The following is a 23176-nucleotide window of genomic DNA, read 5'->3' on the forward strand; positions in this document are numbered from 1 at the left end:
ACATTGACGGCTCTTTTTTTGGAACTTCAACTCAAGCGAGCAGCTCGATCACCGACCCTTCACTGGCACATCTCGCAATCCTCGCCCGCCTGGGCCTTCGCCCTTGCCGCCGCGATGAACTCCGCATACTCCTTCGGATCGGCCGCCGCACTGGCCGCTCCCGCCGTCGAAGCCGCCACGGTCTGAGCAATCACCCCGCTCAACTTCTTGGCCGTGGTCGAATCCGCCTGCTCAATGTTGCTCGATGCAATGGTGCGCAAATAATACGTCGTCTTCAATCCCTGACGCCACGCCGCGCGATACATGTGGCTCATCGGACGCATGTCGCGCTCGGCCAGCCAAAGGTTCACCGACTGACTCTGGTCAATCCACTTCTGACGACGCGCCGCCGACTCAATCACAAAGGCCCAATCCACCGCAAACGCCGTCGCATACTTGCGCTTCAGATCCGCAGGAATCTCATCAATCGGATTCAACTCGCCATGATGATATTTCAACTGACCGCGAATCTCTTCGGTCCACAATCCGCGCTTCTTCAAATCCTTGATCAAATACGGATTCAACACAAAGAACTGCCCGCCCAGGTTCGACTTCGCAAACGCGTTGCTGAACAACGGCTCGATGCACGGACTGCTGCCCATGATGTTGGAAATCGTCGCCGTCGGAGCAATCGCCAGCACGTTGCTGTTGCGCATCCCCTGCTTGGCGATCTTCTCGCGCACCGGTGTCCAGTCCATCTTGCCACCGCGTGGCACATCCACCTTCACCCCACGCTCCTCTTCCAACAGATCCAATGTGTCCTGTGGCAACAATCCACGTGACCATTTGCTGCCTTTATAACTGCTGTAGGTGCCCAACTCCGCAGCAAGATCGCTGCTCGCTTCATAAGCATAATAAGCAATCGCCTCCATCGCCTCGTCATTGAACTCCACCGCCTCTTTCGAAGCAAACGGCAGCCCTTTCGCATACAACGCATATTGCAAGCCCATCACCCCAAGTCCAATCGGACGGTGTTTCGTATTGGAATTCCGCGCGGCTTCGGTCGGATAAAAATTGATGTCGATGACATTGTCCAAAGCACGCACCGCCATGCGGATCGTCTCACGCAATTTCACATGATCAATGTCGCCCGCATCATCCAGATGGTTCTCCAAAATCACCGATCCCAAATTGCAAACCGCCGTCTCATCCGCGCTGGTGTTCAGCGTGATTTCCGTGCAGAGGTTGCTGCTGTGAATGACACCCGCATGATCCTGTGGACTGCGCACGTTGCAGGGATCTTTGAAGGTGATCCAAGGATGACTCGTTTCAAACAACGCCCCCAACATCTTCTTCCACAAATCGAGGGCCTGCACGCGTTTGCCATACAACTCACCCTTCTCCACGCGCTTCTCATAAGCGACATAAGCCTCCTCAAATTTACGACCGTAAAGATCGTGCAGATCCGGCACGTCATTGGAACGGAACAAGGTCCACTGCTCACGTGCTTCCATGCGTTTCATGAACAAATCGGGAATCCAGTTCGCGGTGTTCATGTCATGCGTGCGGCGACGCTCGTCACCGGTGTTGATGCGCAACTCAAGAAAGTCTTCGATGTCGTTGTGCCAGGTCTCAAGATACGCGCAGCCCGATCCACGACGTTTGCCGCCCTGGTTCACCGCCACCAACTGATCATTGTGCAGCTTCAAGAAAGGAATCACACCCTGGCTCTCACCATTCGTGCCTTTGATGTAACCCCCCGTGCCACGCACCGAAGTCCATGACCCACCAAGACCACCCGCCCACTTGCTGAGGAAAGCGTTCTCCGCGATCCCACGAATCATGATCGATTCAATGGAGTCATCCACCTTGTAAAGATAACAGGAGCTCAACTGACTGTGCATCGTGCCGCTGTTGAACAAGGTCGGCGTGCTGCTGCAGAAACGACGGCTCTTATACAAACGATACAACGCCAAAATCCGCTCCGATGCGTTCTCCTCCGCAATGAACAAGCCCATCGCCACCCGCATCCAGAACAACTGAGGTGTCTCCAGACGACGATGCGGTTTGACCTTTTTGTCGACGATCAAATAACGGTCATACAAGGTGCTGATGCCCATGTAATCAAAGTCAAGATCCGCCGCCGGATCCAGCGCATCGGCCAGCTTGTCGATCTCATAATCCAACAACTTCGGATTCAAACGCTCGATCTCCACCCCACGGATCAAATTGCGACGGAACGCGCGACGATGAAACGCCTGCAACTGCCCAACGCCATCCCGCACGATGTCCCAGCCCAACACCTCTTCATAAATGTAGCTGAGGTGAATCCGCGCCGCAAACTTGGTAAAATCCGCATCACGCTGCATCAACGACTTCGCATTCAATGTCACCGTCAGATTCAACTGCTCAATGGTGATGTCACTCTGAATCGAACGACGCAGTTCCGTCTCAATTTCATCGCGCGTCAGATTCAGATCCAATCCCAGCATCGCAAACTCGATGCGCTTCTTCAGATCGAGACCATCCCAGAGAATCGTCTCCTTGTCATTGAGCCGCACCACGATGAACAACTGCTGCGCATCTTCACTCAACGCCTTCGCCTTTTCGGCCTCAACCGCCGCCGGTTCATCGATCTCGCGCTGACGCTGACGCAGTTCGCGATACTGAATATACGCTTTCGCCACTTTGAAATGGCCCTGACGCATAATCTCTTCTTCGACCAAATCCTGCAACTGCTCAATGTGAATGAACTGCTTGTGATCCGATGCCAGTTGACTGCTCAATGCCTCTGCAATTCCCACCGCCGGGGCGGAATCCAGCTCCAGTGAAAGGAACGCCTTGCGCACCGCCACTTCGATCTTGTTCGGGTTCCATGCCACCACCTGGCCATTGCGACGAATGACCTTCGTGGGCACCTGCAAAGCGGCAGGATTGTTGTCGTAATCTTGATTCATTTTGTCGAAATACTGACGTCGTGCCATCACACTGCGCGCCACATCATGCGCGTTGTTGCGAATGAGCACACTCTCAATCGCGGTATAAATTTCATGTGGATCCAGCAACACCATGCTGTCACCAAACTGCTCCGCCGTCTTGCGTGCCCGCTGATTCAATTCCTGCGCCACCAACAAACTAAACAACTTCACCTGACGACGATTCTCTTCATTAAAAATGTCGTCCTGTTTACGCGCCACCATCAAATCCGCCAGCGCATTGCCGATGGTGTCCGCAATCTCCTGCAAATTGAAATCACGCTGTTCCCCGCCCACCTTTACCTTCAACGGACGCTGTGGTGCCACGCCTTCGGCCAGCGTATCATCACTCCATTGAAACCGCGCCTTTTGATCTTTCGGCGTGGTGGCAAGACGCTTAAGCGCGAGGTCTTCGTTGTAAAGGTTACGGGAGATCATGGTGGTGGTTGCTGGTGCAGGTTGACGGTTGCTGGCGGATGGGAGTTTTTAAGAGGAAAGAAGGATCACCATCGGAATATCATTCAGTATGGCAGCCTCCCGATTGACGAACAAAAAGGACGGAAGTCGGTTCAATGGTGAGCCTTAAAGCTCATCATCACTGGCCATCGCCAACGCGCTCTTTTTGGAGTAGTCGGTGACCTTGCTTTCGAAGAAATTCGTCTCTTTACGCATGTCCTGAATTTCAGACAGCCAAGGAAATGGATTGGTGATGCCAGGGTTCAATGCGGGCAATCCACAACCCTGCAAACGACGGTCGGCAATGTAGTCGATGTAAAGTTCAAACTCGCCAGCGCTCAGCCCGACGGAACTCATCGGCAGGCAATCGCGAATGAACGCCTTCTCCAGCATCACCGCCTCCTGCATCGTAGCGACCAGATCAGCACGGAAGTCCGCCGTCCAGATTTCCGGATTCTCATCCACCAGATCCATGAACAACGAACGGCACAGCTCGATGTGGTTCGATTCATCGCGCAACGTGTATTGGAACATGTTGCCAATGCCCGGGAATTTGCCCTGACGCGACAGACCCAAAATCATCCCGAACAACCCGTAAAACTGCGTGCCTTCCATGCACTGGCCAAACACAAAAATATTCTTCGCGAACAGCTTCTTGTTCACCGGATCGGTCAGATCGATGTCACGACGCAGTTCGCGCGACACCTTCGTCACAAACTCGTTCTTCCGCTTGATCGTCTCAATCTGCTCAAACATCGCCTCGCACTCATGCGGGTTGATGCCCAGTGAAGAGATCATATAAAGCAGCGAATCCGCATGGATGTTCTCCTCATGCGCATGCCGACCCAACACCAGTTTCAACTCTGGTGCCGTCACCAGTTCGCGCACCACGTGCAAAATGTTGTCCCCAACAATCCCCTCGGCCGCCGAAAAGTAGCCAATCCCCATGCGAATGATCCAGCGATGCACATCCGAAGTGTCCGGATCGCGCCATTGCTCGATGTCCTTCTGCATCTGAATGTCCTCAGGCTCCCAATGGTTGGCCTTCATCGTCCGATACAAATCATAAGCCCACTTGTATTTCAGCGGCAGCAGGTTGAACGCTTCCGATTTGCGGCCATTGATGACCTTTTTGGCGGCATAAGCCTCTTCGGCCTTGTCCTGATCGAGCACAAAAGTGCGGCTTCCTAAAGTGAATGTTTTTTCCATGAACGGACGAAGATTATTGGGTTGCGGTTGAGGTGAAGACGAGGACGAATCCACCCGGAAAAAGTTGAATCACACGCTGCGGCAGAAATGAGTGCAATCGTTATGAACACTATATCTAGGCGGCGCGAGGAAGAGACTACACAATATATAGGGGTGCGCCAAGTAGAAACTACAATTTGTTGGGGTTGGTGCCCATCCGGCAAGTCGCATTTGACGCAGTGCGTAGGCGAGCACGCCGATAATCTTTTTTCTCACGTAAAAAGTGCATCCTTGCGAATCATTTCCGTCGAGTAAAAGCGCAAAATATGCGCATGTTTCCCAACTCCCTCAAGTTGAGCCCCATCGGCCCGATTTGGCTCTTCGCAGTAATGGGAAGGCGCAATCAGGTGACAATTGAACATCACCGGCAACTGGAATTCCATGCGGTTCTCCAATCCAAGAATCGACACTAAACGTCACTGCAAATATTTTTTGCCCACTGTTCATTGCCTCACCCATCGCCGCGATCGCACGAGGCCGGCCCAAGATGCCGGGGTGAGTTCAGGACTGCAGACCGCGTCGACCTCAACTTTTCATCAAGCGGCGAAACCGCAGTGTTGCAGAAGGCACATCTTCCCCCGCGACGGGTTCGTTGTGGACTGGGGTGGCCTGCCGCCGCTTTGGGAGGCGAAGCTAGCTGCGCTCCGGTGGGACAGATAAGATGCCCCTTGGGGCAGAAGAAGGTATTGCGGCTTTGTGCCTATGGCTGACACGAACCGGCAGGCCGGTTCCGGAAAAGCGGCGGCAAGCCGCCGCAGTCCACAGCGCCACACGCGCACAACTGCACTCAGCACATACAGCTTTGACCCAATGCATTTACAAGTTGCCGAGCGCCTGTTTGAGCTTTCTAAAATCAAACTGGGGGAAGATTCAAATCCTGCTCTGCACTTCATGGGCAACCAGACGGCAGTCTCTCCATCTCTCCTCCCACTACCGACTACCTCCAACCATCCATCAGCCACCTCCCCATCATTCGTCGCTCGCGCCACTTGCAATCCCAAAAACCTGCTTTAATCTCCGTGCTCGCCAATTTGTTTTGGCGAACCAGGAGAGATGGCTGAGTGGTTGAAGGCACCTGATTCGAAATCAGACGTAGGGTCAAACCTACCGTGGGTTCAAATCCCACTCTCTCCGCCACATTATCAACGAATTACAACGATTGATAAAGTAACAATTCGATAGGCAAAACAGAGGGTTTAACCCTTTTTGAAGCTGCCCAATCTTTCACTCAGGCCAAAACGGTCTGGTCTTCGATGGTCTCAACAAGAACTCCATTGGTGCGGTAGCCTTTGCGCTTTCTATACCCTTCTCAAGATCAAACCGCCCAACAAGCAGAGCAGTCCAAGCCAGCTAAACCAATGCCCTGCAGGCTTGGGTTGTGAGGCAACAGGCAGGTTGGCAAGCAGCCGATCCACATAGTAGGTGGGCAACGTGGTGAGTGCGTCAGGGACCTCACCATCCAAACGATATTCAGCAGGGTAGGGCGCGTGATAGTGCCTTACCTCCAGCTTGTCTTCAGTGGTGTCATGCAGCCGCAGGCTAAGATGTTTGCTCGATCCGAGTGGCAGTCGCGCCTGATATCTTCCCAGACCCGTCTCCAGCATTTTGATGTCTTGAGTATTGCCATTTTGGTCAAGTGTCTGCACCTTCCACTGCAGATGATTTAGAGGCGACGCATCTTCCCCACGGCGATCCACGTCAATGACCCATTCGCCATGGTTCACTTCATCACGCACCGTGACCCCTTCCGTATCCGCCTTCCTCAATGCACCTCGCAACACCTGGGCCCAGAAGGCGCCACATCCATCCCACACCAGCCACTCACCACCCCAGTTTTCCGTAAGATCAGAGGTGTAGGCCAGCCCTATGCCCAAACCAAAACGGCCCACCGCCAGCATTGGATCACCCTGCTCAGCCGCCAGCAGGACCTGCGCAGATGGCTTCGCTTCGGTCATCACATAGCCCAAAATCACCGGTAAGCCATCAGCATCATAACCCGCCAGCATCGGATGTTCAGTAATTCCAACAGGTTGGAACAATCCTTCCTGCACTGCCGACTTGGACGCCTGCGCTGTTTCTTTGGTGAAAATCTGCGGCAGACTTTGCGGATCATTACTCTCGTAATATCGCCCTCTGCCGACATCCGCGATCTGCTGCAGCAGTTCACGTGCGGCACCTTCTCCCAACCCCACAGAGGACACCGTCACTCCAGAGTTCACCATTTCTTGTGTCAAGCCAAGATGGTCTGCATCCTGCGTCTGACCATCGGTCAGGCAAATCATGTGCTTCACCTTGGCGGAGGTGCGCTCCAGCATTTCCTTACCAAGCACCATGCCAGGATACATGTTCGTGCCTCCACTGGCCTCCATGGAGTCAATAGCCGCCTGGATGGTGCCCTGCTGCGAAGCGGATGTCAGCTCACAAAACACCTGCGCATCCCCATCAAAACCAATCACCGCAATTTGATCTTGCTGACCAAGCAGCTCCGCAGCGCTCTTGGCAGCCTGACGTGCCAGCTCCATTGGCAGGCCTTGCATGGAACCGGATTTATCAATTACCAACACCATGGCCAGCGATGGCTTTTCCTTCTCTTTCTCAAATCGGGAAATCAACGGCAACACCTCTTCCACCGGGGTTTTATAATAACCGCCAAGGCCAAAGCTGTTCTCCGAACCCGTCATGATGAGACCACCCCCAAAGTCTGCCACATAACGGCGCAGCAGATTCATCTGGCGTGGGGTCATGTCGGTTGCGGAGAGGTTGGCAATCATCACCGCGTCAAAGGATAGCAACTCCTCCATCGTATCCGGCAGGCCGCGCTTGCCACGCAGATCCACATCAAAGTCCTGCTCTTTCAAGGCTCTAGTAAACAAACGCATCTTGCGTTCATCCTCATGGATCACCAGCAGCCTTGGCTTGCCTTTTACCGTGATGGTGGTGGTGGCGTGATTGTTGACTGCGAAATGGTCTTTGGCAGGGACCAGTTCAGCGCTCCACACCGTCGGGCCCGGCGTGTTCATTTCGGTGTCAAACCACACCCGTGCTTCCTGCCCGGGCTTCAATTCAACTTCCTTCTCCTGCACCGCCACGCCTTTGTTTAACAATCGGACTTTGGCATTCATGGGTTGATTGGTCACCACACGGGCAGTCAGCCGCAATACCTCTCCATGAAATGCCAGGGAAGAGGCACTGTCCAAACCCACCAGTGCGGCTTCCGGTGCGGTCAGCCCTTTCAGTGGAACAAACAAGACATCCACGTCTTCATCCCGCAGTTGCTCCAGGGAGGCCTCGGTCTTTTCTTCAGTATCCACCCCATCGGTAAAAACAATCAGTCGTCTGGCTTTGCCAGATGGAAAGGCGAGGCGCGCTGCAAGTAAACTCTCCCCTATCTTGGAGTGCGCACGAAAGGCATCATCAGCCAGGCCCTTGTCCCATGATTCAAGCATGGTGCGGAAATCGGCCAGCGGCTTTTCCCGTAATCCATCAGCCATGGCGAACAACGTGCTGCTATCTCCCTGTCGCAGTTTTTTCACCCCAGCATCCACCTGATCCAACGCGCCCTTCGCCGATGCCAGATCAACCGACTGCGAGACATCGACCATAAAGACGATATGAGCTTCATCGCTCTTCTCCCTGACAAACGGCTGACACAATGCCAGCACCAGCAAAACAATGCCAAGGACTCTCAACAGAAAAGCCCCCAGCATCAAACCACGCGGGCGATCAACCAAGGTATAATGAAATCCGACTGCCACTCCAATGAGCAGCAACAGCCAGAGCAAGGGTGTCCAGGAAGTGAAGTCCATCATTTAGCCAACCTTCCTCCGATGATAAAGAATGGATTCGCCAGTCAGCAGCACCACTGCCCCCACCAGCAGCCAGTAACTCGGCGCATAGCCACTGGCCAGCGGCGCGGTGGACTCTTTGATTTCAGCACTGCCCGCTAGTGATTCAGCCGAAGCAATCACCGACACACCTGCCGTCCATTGGCCCGCACCTGAGTCGATTGTCACCTCATGGAATCCCGCCTCATTCAGAGCACCAGTTTCCGGCCCAGTGAACGCTATTTCAGTGGTGGAAGATGCAGAAGATTTCAACACCGCAGATTGCCCCTCTGCAAGTCCCGGCACGCGCAATGCACTGCCTGTGGCCAGCGTTGCTGCCGGCATGACTTCACGATTCGCCAGATGCAACGCCGCATTGTGAATCAGCACTGGAAACCATGCGGACAGATAGAAACGTGATGTCGTTGGATCAAGGTTGAGCACCGCCTGCGTGTGCTCGCCACGACGCAGCAGGTAGATCAAAGGCGTGCCTCCTTCATCTGCCACCAGCACCACCGCACCGGCAGGAGCCTTCAAGCGTTTCGCCCCGCTGTAGGACAATGTCTCCGCATCCAGATAACGCAGCAGCGGATGCTCCTTCGCAATTACCTGCGGCACCACCGGTTCGGGCAATTCCTCGCCCAGTTCCAGCCACAGCTCAGACTCTGCTTGGGGATGAATGACAATGGCACTCCCCTGTTTCGGTGGCGACCCCTTGGCCAGCGTGAACTTTGCCTTCTCAGCCTTCTCTGCCAGGGTTAACAATTGATCACTTCGCTCAAATGCAGCCACCACCTGCTGCCAGAAGAAGGGATCATCGCCCGCTAGCGCCACCGGCAGAGGCTCTGTGGGAGCAACAAAAAAGTGCGCCGTGTCATCCACAGCCAAAGCATCTTCTATGGACAAAGAAGCCGTCCATTTCCCGCGAGGTGCATCGTCCAGCGTCATCGTGATGGCTGGGTTCTCATCAGGCTTCAAGGTGACCGGCACCACCTTCATCAGCTGCCCGCTGTCTTCATGCGTCAGCAGCAAATCACAGGACACTTCCTCATGGAATGACGACACCGGTATGATAAACAATCCGAGGCGATCCGAACCTCCAGGCAAAGGACGCAGGTCCGCATGAGCAATGCCGACGTTCGGCTCATCACTCGCAATGCGCAGCACTTCAACCTGTGGCAGTCGCTCACCAGCATCCAGCGCCGCATCGGTAATCAACAACATGCGTAGTTTGGTAGCACGCTCACTGCCGGGCTGGAGCGCGTGAAGTGCATCCACCCGCGAGGCGAGTTGTGTCGGACTAATTTGATTCACTGCATCCAGCAATGCCTTCCGATGCCTCGTGGGATGCGCAAGGATGTGGGTGGTGTCCGCAAATGAGGCAACCGCGGCCCGCTGAGCACCATGCAGTCCCTTAATGATGGAACGCGCTTTCTCCTTGGCCAGATCCAAGCGCGTAGTGCCACCCTGCTTGGCCGACATGGAGACCGAGTGATCGATGACAATCAAAAGATCCTCCCTCTTATCTCCATGGAGATCTGGCTCAGCCAGCGCCAATGCTACCGCAGCGAAAGCCAGAGCCATCAGCAACAGCGACCACAGATCTCGCAGCCGCTTAAACAGAGCCGATGCTTTTTTTTCCGTGAAGATGCGCTGCCAGAGGAAGTAAGCCGTAACCGTTTTCTTCCGTGGCCTCACCTTAAGAAAATAGATCATCGCCAGCGCTGCCAGCGCTGCAAAGGTCCACAAGAATGCCGGTGCCAGAAAGGTCATCCTACCAAACCTCCCCGTCTCAACAGATCGCGGATCACTTCATCAAAGCTCACCTCCGGCGTGGTGGAGGCAAAACCAATCCCACGCTGCGCACAGGCCTTCTGCAATGACTGGTTCCACTCCGCAACCGCATCCTCATACATCTTAGCCTCACGTGGTGAAACCGTGACTCGTTGTGTCATGCCAGTTTCCACACATTGCAGCGTTACATCACCCTTCCAGGCACAGTGCAGGTCCTGCTCATCCAGCACCTGAAGACAAAAGACCTCATGCTTGTGCCAGTGCAAACGGCTCAGCCCTTCTTCAAAGCCTCCCGGAAACAGGAAGTCCGAGACCACACACACCAATCCTTTGCGGCGATGCCTTGCTTCGAACTGGCGAACGCACGCGGTGAAATCGGTATCACCACCAAACGAACCTGCAGCCTCCAAAGCTCGCAACAATGGCAGCGTTTGATTTCGCCCGCGCACCGGATCAAACAATGGCTGCAACCGATCCGCCAGACCATACACCGCCAGCCTGTCCAACGTGTTCAGAGCAATGTATCCCAGTGCCGCAGTGAGCTCCTTGGCAAAAGTCTGCTTGGAACCCATGGAAGGACTGCTGTCCATCAGCAGATAGATGGTTGCATCTTCCTCGAGCTCGAAGAGCTTGATCAAAAGCGACTCAAACTTCGCATAAACACGCCAGTCAATGGAGCGATAATCATCCCCCAATGAGTATTGCGCATAGTCCGCAAAGGTGATGCCTGCGCCCTTCTTGGTGGATCGCCTGTCCGCCTGTAGACTGCCTCCCAGTATCTTGCGGGCAAGCAGATACAAGGACTCCAGTCGGCGGATGAATGCGGGATCCGTGAGCATGATAGACGGCCGTTTCAGGGTGAAGAATTAGGCCTTCACTTTCTCCAGCACATCGCCAATCACCGCATCCGTCTTCACGCCTTCTGCCTCGCCTTCAAACGACAGGAGAATACGATGACGCAACGCCGGAATGGCGGACTTGCTAATGTCATCACGCGCAACGGCATATCGTCCATCCAGCAGCGCACGCACACGTGCCGCCGCGAGGATCGTCTGCGCACCACGCGGGGATGAGCCATGCCGCACATACTTCTTCACCTGCTCCGTCGCTTGCCCATCGGTGGGATGCGTGGCACGAACCACACGCACCAAATAATCCTGCACCGACTTCTCCACTGGCACCTCACGCGAGAGCTTGCCCATATTCAGAATTTCATCCCCCGTGGCAACAGCCGCGATATTCGGCTGAGATACGCCACCGGTGCGGTTCAGAATCTCCACAAAGTCATCATGGTTGGGCACCTGCACAAAGAGCTTGAAGAAGAAGCGGTCCAACTGCGCTTCTGGCAGCGGATAAGTGCCATCCTGCTCAATAGGATTCTGCGTGGCAAGCACGAAAAATGGCATCTCCAACTGATGCGTTTTGCCCGCCACGGTGACGGTTTTTTCCTGCATGGTTTCCAGCAACGCCGATTGCGTCTTCGGCGTGGCACGGTTGATCTCGTCCGCCAGAAGCACGTTGCAAAACACCGGGCCAGGCTGGAACTCAAACACCTTGTGACCATCCCGTTCCACCAGAATCTGGGTGCCCACAATATCTGCCGGAAGCAGGTCTGGCGTAAACTGAATGCGCTGAAACTTCAAATGCAGCGCCTTCGCCAGGGTATTCACCAATGCCGTTTTCCCCAGACCCGGGACGCCCTCCAGCAGCACATGACCGCCACAGATCACTGAGGTGAGCACATCCTCAATGATGTCTTTCTGACCCACAATGAACTTGGCGATTTCAGCACGGAGCTTCTCGAATGTTTCGCGAAATTGAACAACAGCGGCTTCGGTTTCTGCGGTGGGCATAGTGTTAGGAAAAGTAATGGCAGATCAAATGATAGTGGCATGGACTTGGACATGAAGACGGACAAACCAGCAGGCAGGAGTGAACGGCAGCAGCGAGAAACCAGTGGTTATTCGCCCACCTGTTGAATGCCTTTGAAGTATTCTTTCACCCCATCTTTGACCTCAGCAGGCACATCTTCCCTTTGAATGAAGGACTCCACCTGACGTTGCCATTCACGCTCTGCCACTTTTGCCTGACGTGTTGCCGTGCCATTACCGCTATCAGCCGCCTCCACAGTAGTGTTGGACGGCCCAGATCCTTTGATGCCTTGTAATTGATCGCGGTTGCCGTTGTCCTGCGTCTGTTCGCTAGCATCGCGACGGGAGTCCGAGGATGCCGAGCCAATCCCTTTACCGCCACCCGGTTTGAGGCATTGGGCCAGGGACATGTTCTGTTGATCTTTCAGATACCCCTGACACTGACTGGCACACTGACCAAGTGCAGCCAGCTTCTTCATAAGGTCTCGCTGGGTCGCGCATTTACCCACGCTTTTGCAAAGACCTGCCAGTTGTTGGTTCAGTTTACTCTGTGCTGCATTGCACTGGCTGGCATCTTGGTTCTGAGCAAGCGCCTTGTCATACTCCTGGACCGCCTGCTCCAAAGCCATCATCTGATCATCCAGAGAAGAAGAACCTGCTCCTCCCGATTGAGCGCCTGACTGCCCCTGGCTGCCCGACTTGGCAGTTTTACCGTTGGCTGCCTGGGTGGATTCCGAAGCACCGTTCTTGGATGAATTCCCCTGTTTGCCGCTGCGCTGCTGGTGCTGGCGTGCTGCCGCTGCCATTCGCTGCGCGGTAGATTTCAACCTCGCCAGCTCCTTGCGAGCCTCATCAGGTTTGCTCACATCCGCCTTCGCCTGCAGCATCTGCAGATCTTTCGTCGCTTCACGATAGTTCTTTTCCTCCAGCTTTTTGCCAAGCTCACGAGACTCAGCTTCTTGCTGCAACTCCTCCGCAGCCTTGTTCAGCAATTGCTCCTGCTCGCGCAGGCTCAGCTTTTCCGCAGCCTGTTGAACTTTTCTTTCCAGCTCCGCATACTGCCGCATGGCATCTTTTTGATCCTTCGTCTGCTCCAGTTCCTTCACCCACTTCCGCCATTCATCCGGGCGCAGCAGTTCTTTCTCTTCTTTGCTCGCATTCTTCAGCAGTTCTTCCACCTGCTCTTCCAGCTCCTTGTTGATCTCCTCAGTTTTTGCAGTGGTCTGCTCCTCCAGTATCAGTCGCTCCTTAACCACAGAGGAAGCATCACGGGAGCCCAGCACCGCCGAGGCAATCATCAACGTCGCTGACACTGCAAGCATCCTGCTCGGCCACACCAGCGGAATGGTTCCAACACTCAGCGCCTTTACCTTTTCAGCGGTTTGCTCAGCATGCAGTCGACGAAAGTCATCCTCACTATCCCGTTTAAATCCAAGAAATGAAGTAAGCGCATCCTTAAGTCCAAAGTGGGAATCTGCCGCATGGGCCGCCTTCTCGTGCGAAGTTCGCCGCCAGAAATAACCTGCCACCAGCAACAACAGCAAACCTGCTCCAGCCACACCATAACCCATCTTGGGCACCGCATAACCTCTCAGTATCCAATACAAACTCCAAAAAAATGCTGCCGATGTCGCCAGCAGAAGTGAAAGAGCCAAAATCCGCAGCATCCTCGATTCTTCCAAGCGACCGCGAACGAGCCGTAAAAAGGTGTGAATGTAGTCGTGAGCGGGCATATCAACGGTGGCTTTTCGCAGCGGAATTTATCTAGCGACAGATGCTTATACGGTGAAAGCCCTTGAGTGACAAGGCAGAAGCCGCAGGATTTGAAACTTTCCCCGTCATCTGCCAGATCATTTCACCAACAATCGCGTCCATAACAAATAGCATGCTCATGTTGTTTTACGTTGAATTGGTTCAATCCGATAATTGATTACACTAGCTTATCCCATTAAGGCTGTGATAGTTACAAACGATCCAGCATCGCCGCCTGTAGCTTTTTCAGGTTATCACTTAGTGTGGCAACTGGCAGTGGCTCGACTAGCTTGCGCGCATCAGCTTTTTTATCCATCCGTTCCAGACATTGGGCTTGGTTGAGAATCCACTCTGCCTTCTTGCTGTTGAGCTCCTTGATTAGCTTGATCTGGCTGTCGCAGATCGCTGCGGCGTTGTCCCATTCTCCAATGCCCATCAAAACCTCCACTGCCTCCTGGGCAGAACGTCCATCGCGCGGATGCACCTCGTCCAGCACCTTGATCAAGTCCCCAGCTTCCTCTTCGCTGAACGCTTTGCCTGGTCCGGAGAGCAGACCCATCAGCTTGGTGGTGTTGCCATCCGTGCCCGAATACAGCGATGCCACAAACTCATTGCTGAACAGTGTTTTTATCAGCTTCAGCCTGTCCTCCAAACTGATGTGTGGCTTGGACTTGCCCACAAACCGCGCAAGGGTCTCGGTGAATGCGTTGTTCCGGCGCATCATGTTTTTGAACATCGACTTGTCATGCTCAGAATGGCGCTTCACCGCTTCTTCCATCGCCTTGGTATCGCCTTCCGCAGCATGGATGATCAACTGCGCGGTGAGCGCAAAATGCAGACGCCAGTCGGACTCACTATTGCTGCTTTCAGAATCAGAGCGCGGCATCTCTTGTTGGAGGAACTTCATCAACTCTGCAAATTTCTTGAGGTCGCCTTTCACACCCCGCTCCCACGCATTGACAGGTGTCCAGAAGGACTCGCTGGTAACGTAGCCAGCCGCATAGCGTTGATAATATTCCGGGCTTTCGCCAATCACCTTCTCAAAGCGCTGCCACAGCTGCTTGATGGCGTCATTATCCCCGCGGACCGAATGCCACGCCAACGCAGCCGAGGCAGGTCTCAAACGCCACCAAATCAGCCACGTATTTTCCTGCGCGCAGACTTTTTCATAGTCCAGGCCGTTCAGCACCTCGGTATACTCCTTGTGCAGCGCGTCGGTCGTGGCTTCAATATTCGCCAACCGCTCCAGGCAGCGTGTGCGAATCGCCTCATTGGCGAACGTTGTCTGCTTAAGCCGCTCCGCAGTCTCAAGTGCGCGTTGATTGCGCCCTTTAAAACCCTCCTTCTTCACCCAGGATGGCGGATCATTCAGCGAAGCCAGCAACGCCTGCCCTAGCACCGCAAGATCCTTGTTCGTGCAGTGCTTCACATACTCCTGCATCTTTGATTCCAGGCTCGGATGAAACTGCATCGTCGTGTAGGCATGATACACTTGCGATTCCCAACTTCTGTTGAGCCAGACTTCTGCTTCCGCATACTGCCCCATGGATACAAGAGTGATAAACGCACTCGGATCATTGCTCAGGGCAGAGTGGCTGTCGCGCAGCACCTTGTCGATCCACTCCTTGTTCCCAAGCCCCGCAACAATGGTGAGGATGGCGCAGGCTGCTTCATCTTCCGGTTGGTAAGCGCGGTTATGCTTCCTGTCTTCACCATTTCTAGCATTGCGAGCCAGCCATGCATCCCAATGCAGTTTCGCTTCTGCCTTCCACGCATCATCCACCGGCAGTCGGCCGTAGCATTGAATGATCGGGGCATAGTGGAATTGCCCGCTCGTCGCATGCAAAGCCTGATGAGCCTCCCGGCACAGGCTGGCCGCTTTGCGCACCATGTCACCATCCACATCATACCGCACCCTGCGGCACAGGTGCGAGGCCAGCGCGATCCTTACTCTCGGATTGATCGCTTCATTGGCCACAGCCTCTCGGTAGTGTTTCCATGCCGCATCTACGCCCCCAATCATTTCAAGATGAGCGTGCAGTTTCACATTTTCGTGAGTCTGAAGATGACTCTCAAAGAACACACGCCCAGCCATAGCAAACTCTTTGGCAATGGGGTCTTCTGCAGCCTTTTCATTTGCCCATTGCAACACATCCACGCGACTCACAGGAGCCAGCTTGTTGAAGAACTGATACGCACCTAAAGCCAGTAATGTCGGGCGCGTTACCCCAAGCTGCGTTGCAATCTCTTTGCATAGCTTCTCCATCGCATCACCGGGATTCCCCATGCCTCCCCGATAGCGCCAGTAGTCAAACAGGCTGTTGCCCCATAAACCCTGCTCAGAATTGCCGTCCAGAATCAAATTACCACTCTGGTCTTCCTCACACAACTTCATCGCCAACGCCATGGCACCCAACCCTGGTGTTTGATCGTTAAAATCATCCAGCAACTCACTGCGCAATGTCCAACCCATCGTCCACGTGTCGCCCTCCCATCCCGATTGTGCAGCCTTGCGCTCCATTAACTCCGAAGCCTTGATAAACACGTTCCTTGCCTTCTCTGGATTCATTTTAAGCACCTCGCCCACCAACTTCGGCACAGACTGCTCAAACTCATCATCAGTCCATCCAAGATCGTCAACCTTGCTTGCTTTAAGCAGGACATCCGCCCTGTTGGTCATCATCTTCAGACCCCCCGCCATGATGACTTTCAATGCATCATGCAGTTGGGGGTCAATGTCTCCTTTGATCGTCTTTTTGATCAGTTCAGCCATCTCTGCATGCCGGACTGGTGGCAGTGTGGCTAGCTCCGCCGACCTCTTCACCAGCGCCTGCGTCAGCGCCGCCGAAGTGTCTTTTTGCAGCATGGCCAGAACAACGTCCGAGCCGAAGGTTGGATTCGGCAGTTCCTGGATGGATTTGACTACGGCATCCCTCACTGCAGCCTTGTTCCCGATGGCATTCACAATCGTCATTAGTCCACTATTGTTGCCCGAACGCTTCTGTGCGCCCCATGTAGTGAACTGGTCAACCTCGCCAAACAATGGCAGGCTTTTCAGCAAATCCATGCACGCATTCGCATCTGAACCAATTTTGTCCGCTGCGCTTCTCAGGAAGTTTTGACGCCAATTTTCATGCTCCATCAGCCCCGACTTCTCAGCCAACAGAACGCCTGTGGCCACGTTGCTGGATTGCGACAGTCCATTGACGAACTCTCCCGCCCGATACGCGCTAGCGTCATTAAAAGAACTTCCTGAGCCATATCGCGCATTGGTATAGCCCGTCATCCTTTGTTTCCAGGTTTGCTCAGGCCCCAGCATCGCCTCCATAAGTTTAAGGGAGAACTCGTATGTCTCTTTTACATCAGCCTTGCGTCCCTCCAGATAGGCAATCATCCACGTCGGCTGGTTGTAGGATCGGGGATTCTTCTTTACCTCTGCAACCACATGTCCATCCAGATGCTCGGCCGATAGTTGGCGTCTCTGCCAGCACTCCACCACATCCATAAACGACGCCATCTCAGCCTGGGGCCTGCCCACTGCGTTGTTTCTCGTCGGAAGCTTCAGGACTGCCGTGGCGGCACTTCCGAAGTCACTTTCAGAACAAGTCCACAGTTGGGCGTATAGCTGCAGCCACTTCAATTGTGCAGTCGGCACCGCCTTCTCAGCCAGGGGCAGTATCTCCGCTTCTATCTGCTCTGACTTGCCGCTCTTCCATGCCTGCCAGATCAGAAATTCTGCTGGCTCGGGTCGCCAGATCTCCCTGCTTCTATCCTCCAACCAATAGGTTTGTTGTGGCATGGCTTTGAACCAGTTGCCGCCGGCTTTGTCCTTTGCCATCTTTTCCAGAACTTTCCTGGCCACAGGCACAAGGCTGTCGACTTCACGGCCATCCTTGATCGCGATCCCAGCCAAAGATCGAAATCCTTCGGACGCAACCTTTGAATCCAGCAACATCGCAAGGCACACCTTCTCATGAACAAAAAATCTGCGTTCGACATCAGTCTTCGGCGGACTGCTATTGTAAGAACCCTGGTTACTATGCGGGCCGGCATACATCATTGGCAGTCTGACTTGGTTGTCATAGGTTGCCACCGCCTGCGGCAAATCGTAAAGCCAGGTAAACGCCCCTGGAGGGGGCGGAGTATCTACCCGGCACGACGCCTCCATAAAGTTAGCCATCGCCTCTGCAATCGCCATCCTGGCTTTGAAGGGCATCCCGTCTCCACGACGAATCTTGATCACAATGCTGGATCCGATCTGTGTGCTGGCCAGTTCCTTCCACGACAGTTTGTTCAACCTTTCCAGCGCCTTATCCGTGTCGCTGGTTGCCTCCGTCATCAAAAGCTCAAGTATGGCGACGTCATTCTTGGGATTCCGCTTCAAGACCTCTTCAAAAACTTGAATGGCACTCTTCTCCTCACCAATCATGGTAAGAAAGATGCCGCTTTCCAAAAGCTTCTGCTCACCTGCTCCCGGTGCCGGTTGTATCAGGCTCATTAGACGTTCCTTGGCATCCTTGAAGGTCAGTTTCTTCATCAGCTCCTTGGCTTGCCTTATGCTGTAATCCCGGTTGCCATTCCAGTTCTGCTGATGCAGGCTCTTCACATCCTGCAGCGCGGCCCTTATTGCGCCATCTTCATTGCCTGCCGCTAGTAGCTTGTCCAGCTTGCTGATCGATTGTGTTCTTGAGTAAGACGAACTGCTTCTCCGCGATGAAGACGGGCTTATGGAAGCCATACGGGCAGTTTGCTTCTCCCATTGCTCTGCTTCCTCTGCCATCCCCAGCGTGCGCATCGCCGTCGTCAGTTCCAAACTATGCTCGATCGGCAGCTTGGTAGACCGCAGCCGTCTGATCGCCTGCTGCGCTTCCTTATGGAGATCCGCTGCCAGAGCCTTGCGCTTTTCTGCATCCAGATTCGTAACTGCATGCACCAAGGCAGCGTCCAACTCTGACCTTCTGTCTCCCTCCATCGGGAAATTCAAGGCTTTGGCAATCAACTCGATCGCACGCGCGTAGTCGTTCTGATAACCCGCAAATCCAACCGCCAACAGATAATCATCCATCGTAGGCGCGATTTGCTTCATCCGCTCATCCAGCATTTGCGTCACCAAGTCCTGCTTGTCAGCTTTGTGAGCCAAGATCAGTTTCAGATCCGGATCCTTCACCTTATCCAGATAAGCTCCCAATGGCTGCAGCGTTGGCTCTGGGCCAGACAGCGGTCCCTCGATATGAGGATTCCACGGATCTGCACGATGCATCATCACAACAAACAGGCCGGGCAACGACCCACCCATGCTTGGAAAAGGAATAGGCTTGATGAATGGCGCGTCCATCCTGGCTCCCTGTAGATACAGCGACCAGATACGTGCAGGTTTCACGTTCTTCTTCTCTCGAGCCTTCTGACGTTCAAGCCATTCATCCCATAAAGCAACATAGTCGTCCCACGAGTTCGTCGCCTTGAAACCATTGATCCCGTAGATGATGTTGGATTCGATCGCTCCCACATACGGCTCTTCTTTGTAGTTCGACATGGCGAGCTTCAGCAGAAACTGCCTGACTCTAGCCGCTGTGTCTTTAGGCAATTCCACGATCAATGATGGGTCCGCCTTTTGCCCTCCTCCCAACAGCGATGCCACTGTCGACATGGAAAAAAACAGCCCGTCCTCATTCTGCCCATCATCCTTCAGCAGTGTGTCCAGAATCTCATTCAACAACTCCGCCCCTTTGGCAGCATCACTTCTCACCGCCAGCACCGCCGCATTCAACGCTAGCTGAATGTGCTTTTCCTTCAACTGCTCATACACTTGTTTGCAAAGTTCAATGTTCGCGGTGTTTGCGTTGCTGTAGCTCATGCGGCTCGTCAGCCACATGGCGCAATATACAACGTCTTTAATGTTCTGTTGAAGCACCTCGTCAGACAATAGAATCCCATTGCTGCCAAAAATATCATGCTGCACCGAAAGCAGCAGGTCTCCATACTCCGCTGCCGACTCTTTCAGCTCACGTTGCAGCACTTCCTGCTCTTCTGCTGACAGCGTCTCCCTTAGATAAAGCAACTGCAACTGCGCATACTTGTGGGCAGCTTCCAAGTCCGCAGGCACGCCTACCCCACTGGCGTTAGATGAAGGTCTTCCATTGCGTCGGTCATAGTCATAACGCCTGACTTGGTATGCGCTTTGGATCAATGTCTGCGTGTCCATCACACCCGGAGGCATGATCTTTTTCATCCTAATCTGATAGCTCGATGCCACATTGGTATTGGCGTTGGCGCTTTTAGCCTTCGCTTTTGTCACTTCAGGCATCTCACTTTTCATGTGCAACACCTGAACGAACAGCTTCAGCGCCTCGCTGGATCTGCCTTCTTCAGACTCTGCCACAGCTACAAGATAAGGCAGGCGATAGTCTTCAGGGTATCTGGCAATCACTGGTCTCAGAAACGCTGCAGCCGAGGCCCACTCCCTCTTCGCCATCATCATGTCCGCAACTCGCATGGCATCCTGAACCGGGATCTTATCTCCCCCTAGCGCATCCAGCATCATAGCCTGTCCCTTCTCCTCCTCACCCCAGCGGAAATGCACCATGGCCATCATCTGGCGGCTGCGCTTCGTCTGATCAACGCGGCTTGCTCGGTCCAGTGTCGCCAGGGATTCCTTCCAACGCCCCAAATCCTCCTGCACCGTGGCGATCTGATGCAGCAAGGGAATGTCGTTCTCACGAAATGCCAACGCGGTCTGCAAAGCCTTCAGACGCTCCTCCTGGTTTTGGGAGGTTTCATAGATCGTCGCCAGCGCCAGCCACGGCGCCGCATCCTGCCGGTTCAGCTTCTGCCTTTCTTGAAAGGTCGTGGTAAGCTTGGCCAATTCTCCACGGGAATACGCCGTCTTGGCCAGCGCGGTTATCCAGCGCAGCTTCTCAGTGATGTCCTCTGCTTTTTCAAACAAACCAAGATACAATCTTTCGGTTTCTGCATAGTTCCCATTGGCCGCATGCGCATCCCCCAGCGCGGCGATAAACGAAACATCATCATCAAACCGGCGGCTCGCAGCCTCCAGAGCTTTGATCTGCTCCTTGGGTTTGCTCACCAGCGCCAGCAGGTTTGCTTCTTCCAGCCAGGGCTGCGGCGCATTGGGCAACAGCGTCTTCCATTCTCCAATCAATTCCAGCGCAGCTTCAGGGTTCCCGGCACTGGTGCGCAGCTGCACCAGCCGCTGCAGGTTCGCCGCCGTTTTGCCGCCATCCAGCGCCACCAGTTTTTCCATCTCTTCCGCAGCACGCATCCAATCCCTGCGCGCTTCTACCAGGCGCACCAATCTCGCCTGGGCCGCCAGTTGATCCGCTTCAGGGGCCTTGCGCAGAATATCTTCCGCTCCCAGCGAATCTTTTTTCTCCTCAAGCAATACCGCGAGCAACGCCCGCTCCTGCAGTGTCAAAGCTTCCTTTTTGCTCAGCTCAGTCCTGATCTCATCCGTCGATTCAGCTCCAGACAATACCTGCATCCCCTGCCGCAGCGCATTATCCAAAGCTTCAGGATCAGATGCCAGGGCAATGCGCTTCATCGCCCAAGGCTGCGCCTTTTTGAACTGCTTCAATGCCACCGCTGCGGAGTTAAGCGCCGTGAGAACTCGGCTGTCGTCCTGATACTCCTCCACCTTCTTCTCCAGCAGACCAAAAGCCGCTTCGTTTTCCGACCGCGCAATCAGCGTCTGTGCGACCGCCAGTAATTGATCACGATCTCCGCTTTCAGCCAGCTTGTTCCAAATCGCCAAAGCCTCATCCTTCTTATCTATGCGATGCAGATATTGGGCATAGGCATCCTGCGCGCTGACGCTCTCAGGAAAAATCTGCACAATTTTTTGATACGCGGCTAGCGCATCATCTTTCTTTTCTGCTTGCTCATAGATTCTTGCCACGCGCAAGTGGTCGAACTCCGTTGCATTCGCAGCAAGATACCGATCCAGCTCCACTTTGGCAGCCGCAGCATCCCCCGCCAGGGAGTGCAGGTTCGCCAGCCGAATCAGCAATTCGCCATCCCCTTTGTTCTGATCGAGCAGCAACTTCGTCTGCTCAATCGCCGCCGGATAGGCCTTGGTTCGTTCCAAAAAACTCAGATAGCCCTCTCTCAGCTCCCGCTGGCCCGGCGATTTCTCCAGCAAAGCTTTATAGATAGCTTCCGCTTCTTTCTGCTTGTCAGTCTCGATGTAGACATTTGCCAACTGACGGCTGATGGCGGCGCGCTGGGGATGCGCCTTGGCCATGTCCTCCAAATGGGTGGCGAGACCAGTCAGATTGTCTTCACGACGAAACACCTGCTCGATCCGGGCAAGCAATTCACTCTCAATCCACGTGCTCTGCCCTGCAGCTTCCAAAGCCCCGCCAAACTGCTTTAGTGCTTCATCCTTCTTCCCAGCCAGTAGAAAAATCTCACCCAGGCGCAGTTGCCTGTTTACCTTCGCATACACATCCCGCGTCCTGCCAATCAGGCTTTGCATCTGTGCGGAAGCTTCATCGTGCAGCCCCTCATCCAACTGCATCTCCACCAGCTCTTCCGCCAGATCCTCATCATCGGAATGAGTTTCTATTAACCCCTTCCAGACATTTAGCGCCTCCTGCTGTTTTCCAGTGCGCAGCAGCAGGCGGCCTTTTAGTTTTTCCACATCCAGCTTCGTCTTGTCTGAAATATCTGGATTTGCAGAAGCCTTTGCCAGGCTTTGCAGTGCTGGGTCGAACGCCAGCGTTCGGGCTTCTAATTTTGCCCGTTCCAACCATAGTGCCACATTGTCAGGTTCCCGTTTCAGTCCTTCATCAAAGGCTTCCAGAGCTTCCTTTTCCTGACCCAGGCGCACCTTCACTAAAGCAAGTATCAGCCAGTCGCCTGCATTGGCTTCCGCCGTTTTGGAACGATCTGTGAGATAATTGCCAAGGTCATCAAGTGACTTCTCTTCCAGCCATGCATCGACAAATCGGTCAAAAATCACCCCGTATTGAGGCCGTTTCAAAAGCATCTGATAATACTTCTCAGCCTTTTCAGGCAAGGTGTGGTTAGCAGCAAAAGCTACCCCACTGGAAAGCACAACCGTTAACAATAAGACGCAGTTCGTCCATTTCATCGGCGGATGCTACTGCAACCTCCTTCCATTAGGCAATGACAACTTTACAGATATTTCTTACCAATGAATGGGGAATACCTTCATTTCACCTGAAAGCACACTGCCTAAAGTATTGGGCTGTCGACTTTGGAAAAGGGGACCATACCTCTTCTTCAGTGCCGGATTCCT

Annotated in this window: 8 protein-coding genes and 1 tRNA gene; 1 reads left to right on the plus strand and 8 read right to left on the minus strand. The window is 54.0% G+C overall.

What is annotated here, in order from left to right; genetic code table 11:
- Window positions 1-59: 59 nt before the first annotated feature.
- Window positions 60-3392, minus strand: a complete 3333-nt coding sequence (locus tag FEM03_RS12985) for a ribonucleoside-diphosphate reductase subunit alpha (protein ID WP_138086708.1) — start codon at window positions 3390-3392, stop codon at window positions 60-62.
- A 144-nt stretch (window positions 3393-3536) separates the two neighbouring features.
- Entirely contained in the window at window positions 3537-4619 is a 1083-nt protein-coding gene (locus tag FEM03_RS12990) for a ribonucleotide-diphosphate reductase subunit beta (protein WP_138086709.1), read from the minus strand.
- Window positions 4620-5705: 1086 nt separating this feature from the next.
- Here FEM03_RS12990 and FEM03_RS12995 point away from each other — a divergent pair.
- Window positions 5706-5795, plus strand: a tRNA-Ser gene (locus tag FEM03_RS12995).
- Between the two features lie 161 nt (window positions 5796-5956).
- Here FEM03_RS12995 and FEM03_RS13000 read toward each other — a convergent pair.
- The 6 genes from FEM03_RS13000 to FEM03_RS13025 all read right to left on the minus strand — a co-directional run bounded on the left by FEM03_RS13000 (window position 5957) and on the right by FEM03_RS13025 (window position 23008).
- A complete protein-coding gene (locus FEM03_RS13000) occupies window positions 5957-8467 on the minus strand; it encodes a VWA domain-containing protein (protein WP_138086710.1) in 2511 nt (836 codons plus the stop codon).
- Window positions 8468-10255 (minus strand): vWA domain-containing protein, encoded by a 1788-nt coding sequence (locus FEM03_RS13005; RefSeq protein ID WP_138086711.1) that lies wholly within the window; start codon window positions 10253-10255, stop codon window positions 8468-8470.
- Window positions 10252-11115 carry a DUF58 domain-containing protein gene (locus FEM03_RS13010; RefSeq protein ID WP_138086712.1) on the minus strand — a complete coding sequence of 288 codons (864 nt, stop codon included), beginning with the start codon at window positions 11113-11115 and terminating at the stop codon, window positions 10252-10254. Before FEM03_RS13010 ends, FEM03_RS13005 begins: the two co-directional genes overlap by 4 nt.
- A 27-nt stretch (window positions 11116-11142) precedes the next feature.
- The gene (locus FEM03_RS13015) at window positions 11143-12129 is read right to left on the minus strand and encodes an AAA family ATPase (protein WP_138086713.1); all 987 of its coding nucleotides are present in this window, start codon (window positions 12127-12129) and stop codon (window positions 11143-11145) included.
- 107 nt (window positions 12130-12236) lie between these two features.
- Window positions 12237-13880: a hypothetical protein gene (locus FEM03_RS13020; protein WP_138086714.1), complete on the minus strand. Its 1644-nt coding sequence runs from the start codon at window positions 13878-13880 to the stop codon at window positions 12237-12239.
- Window positions 13881-14110: 230 nt separating this feature from the next.
- Window positions 14111-23008, minus strand: a complete 8898-nt coding sequence (locus FEM03_RS13025) for a tetratricopeptide repeat protein (RefSeq protein ID WP_138086715.1) — start codon at window positions 23006-23008, stop codon at window positions 14111-14113.
- Between the last annotated feature and the right edge of the window lie 168 nt (window positions 23009-23176).

Source organism: Phragmitibacter flavus (assembly GCF_005780165.1).
Classification (GTDB): domain Bacteria; phylum Verrucomicrobiota; class Verrucomicrobiia; order Verrucomicrobiales; family Verrucomicrobiaceae; genus Phragmitibacter; species Phragmitibacter flavus.

What these genes read in the sequence shown, in the direction of transcription:
- FEM03_RS12985 (WP_138086708.1), bottom strand. Translation starts at nt 3,392, where the DNA reads ATGATCTCCCGTAACCTTTACAACGAAGACCTCGCGCTTAAGCGTCTT.
- FEM03_RS12990 (WP_138086709.1), bottom strand. Translation starts at nt 4,619, where the DNA reads ATGGAAAAAACATTCACTTTAGGAAGCCGCACTTTTGTGCTCGATCAG.
- FEM03_RS13000 (WP_138086710.1), bottom strand. Translation starts at nt 8,467, where the DNA reads ATGATGGACTTCACTTCCTGGACACCCTTGCTCTGGCTGTTGCTGCTC.
- FEM03_RS13005 (WP_138086711.1), bottom strand. Translation starts at nt 10,255, where the DNA reads ATGACCTTTCTGGCACCGGCATTCTTGTGGACCTTTGCAGCGCTGGCA.
- FEM03_RS13010 (WP_138086712.1), bottom strand. Translation starts at nt 11,115, where the DNA reads ATGCTCACGGATCCCGCATTCATCCGCCGACTGGAGTCCTTGTATCTG.
- FEM03_RS13015 (WP_138086713.1), bottom strand. Translation starts at nt 12,129, where the DNA reads ATGCCCACCGCAGAAACCGAAGCCGCTGTTGTTCAATTTCGCGAAACA.
- FEM03_RS13020 (WP_138086714.1), bottom strand. Translation starts at nt 13,880, where the DNA reads ATGCCCGCTCACGACTACATTCACACCTTTTTACGGCTCGTTCGCGGT.
- FEM03_RS13025 (WP_138086715.1), bottom strand. Translation starts at nt 23,008, where the DNA reads ATGAAATGGACGAACTGCGTCTTATTGTTAACGGTTGTGCTTTCCAGT.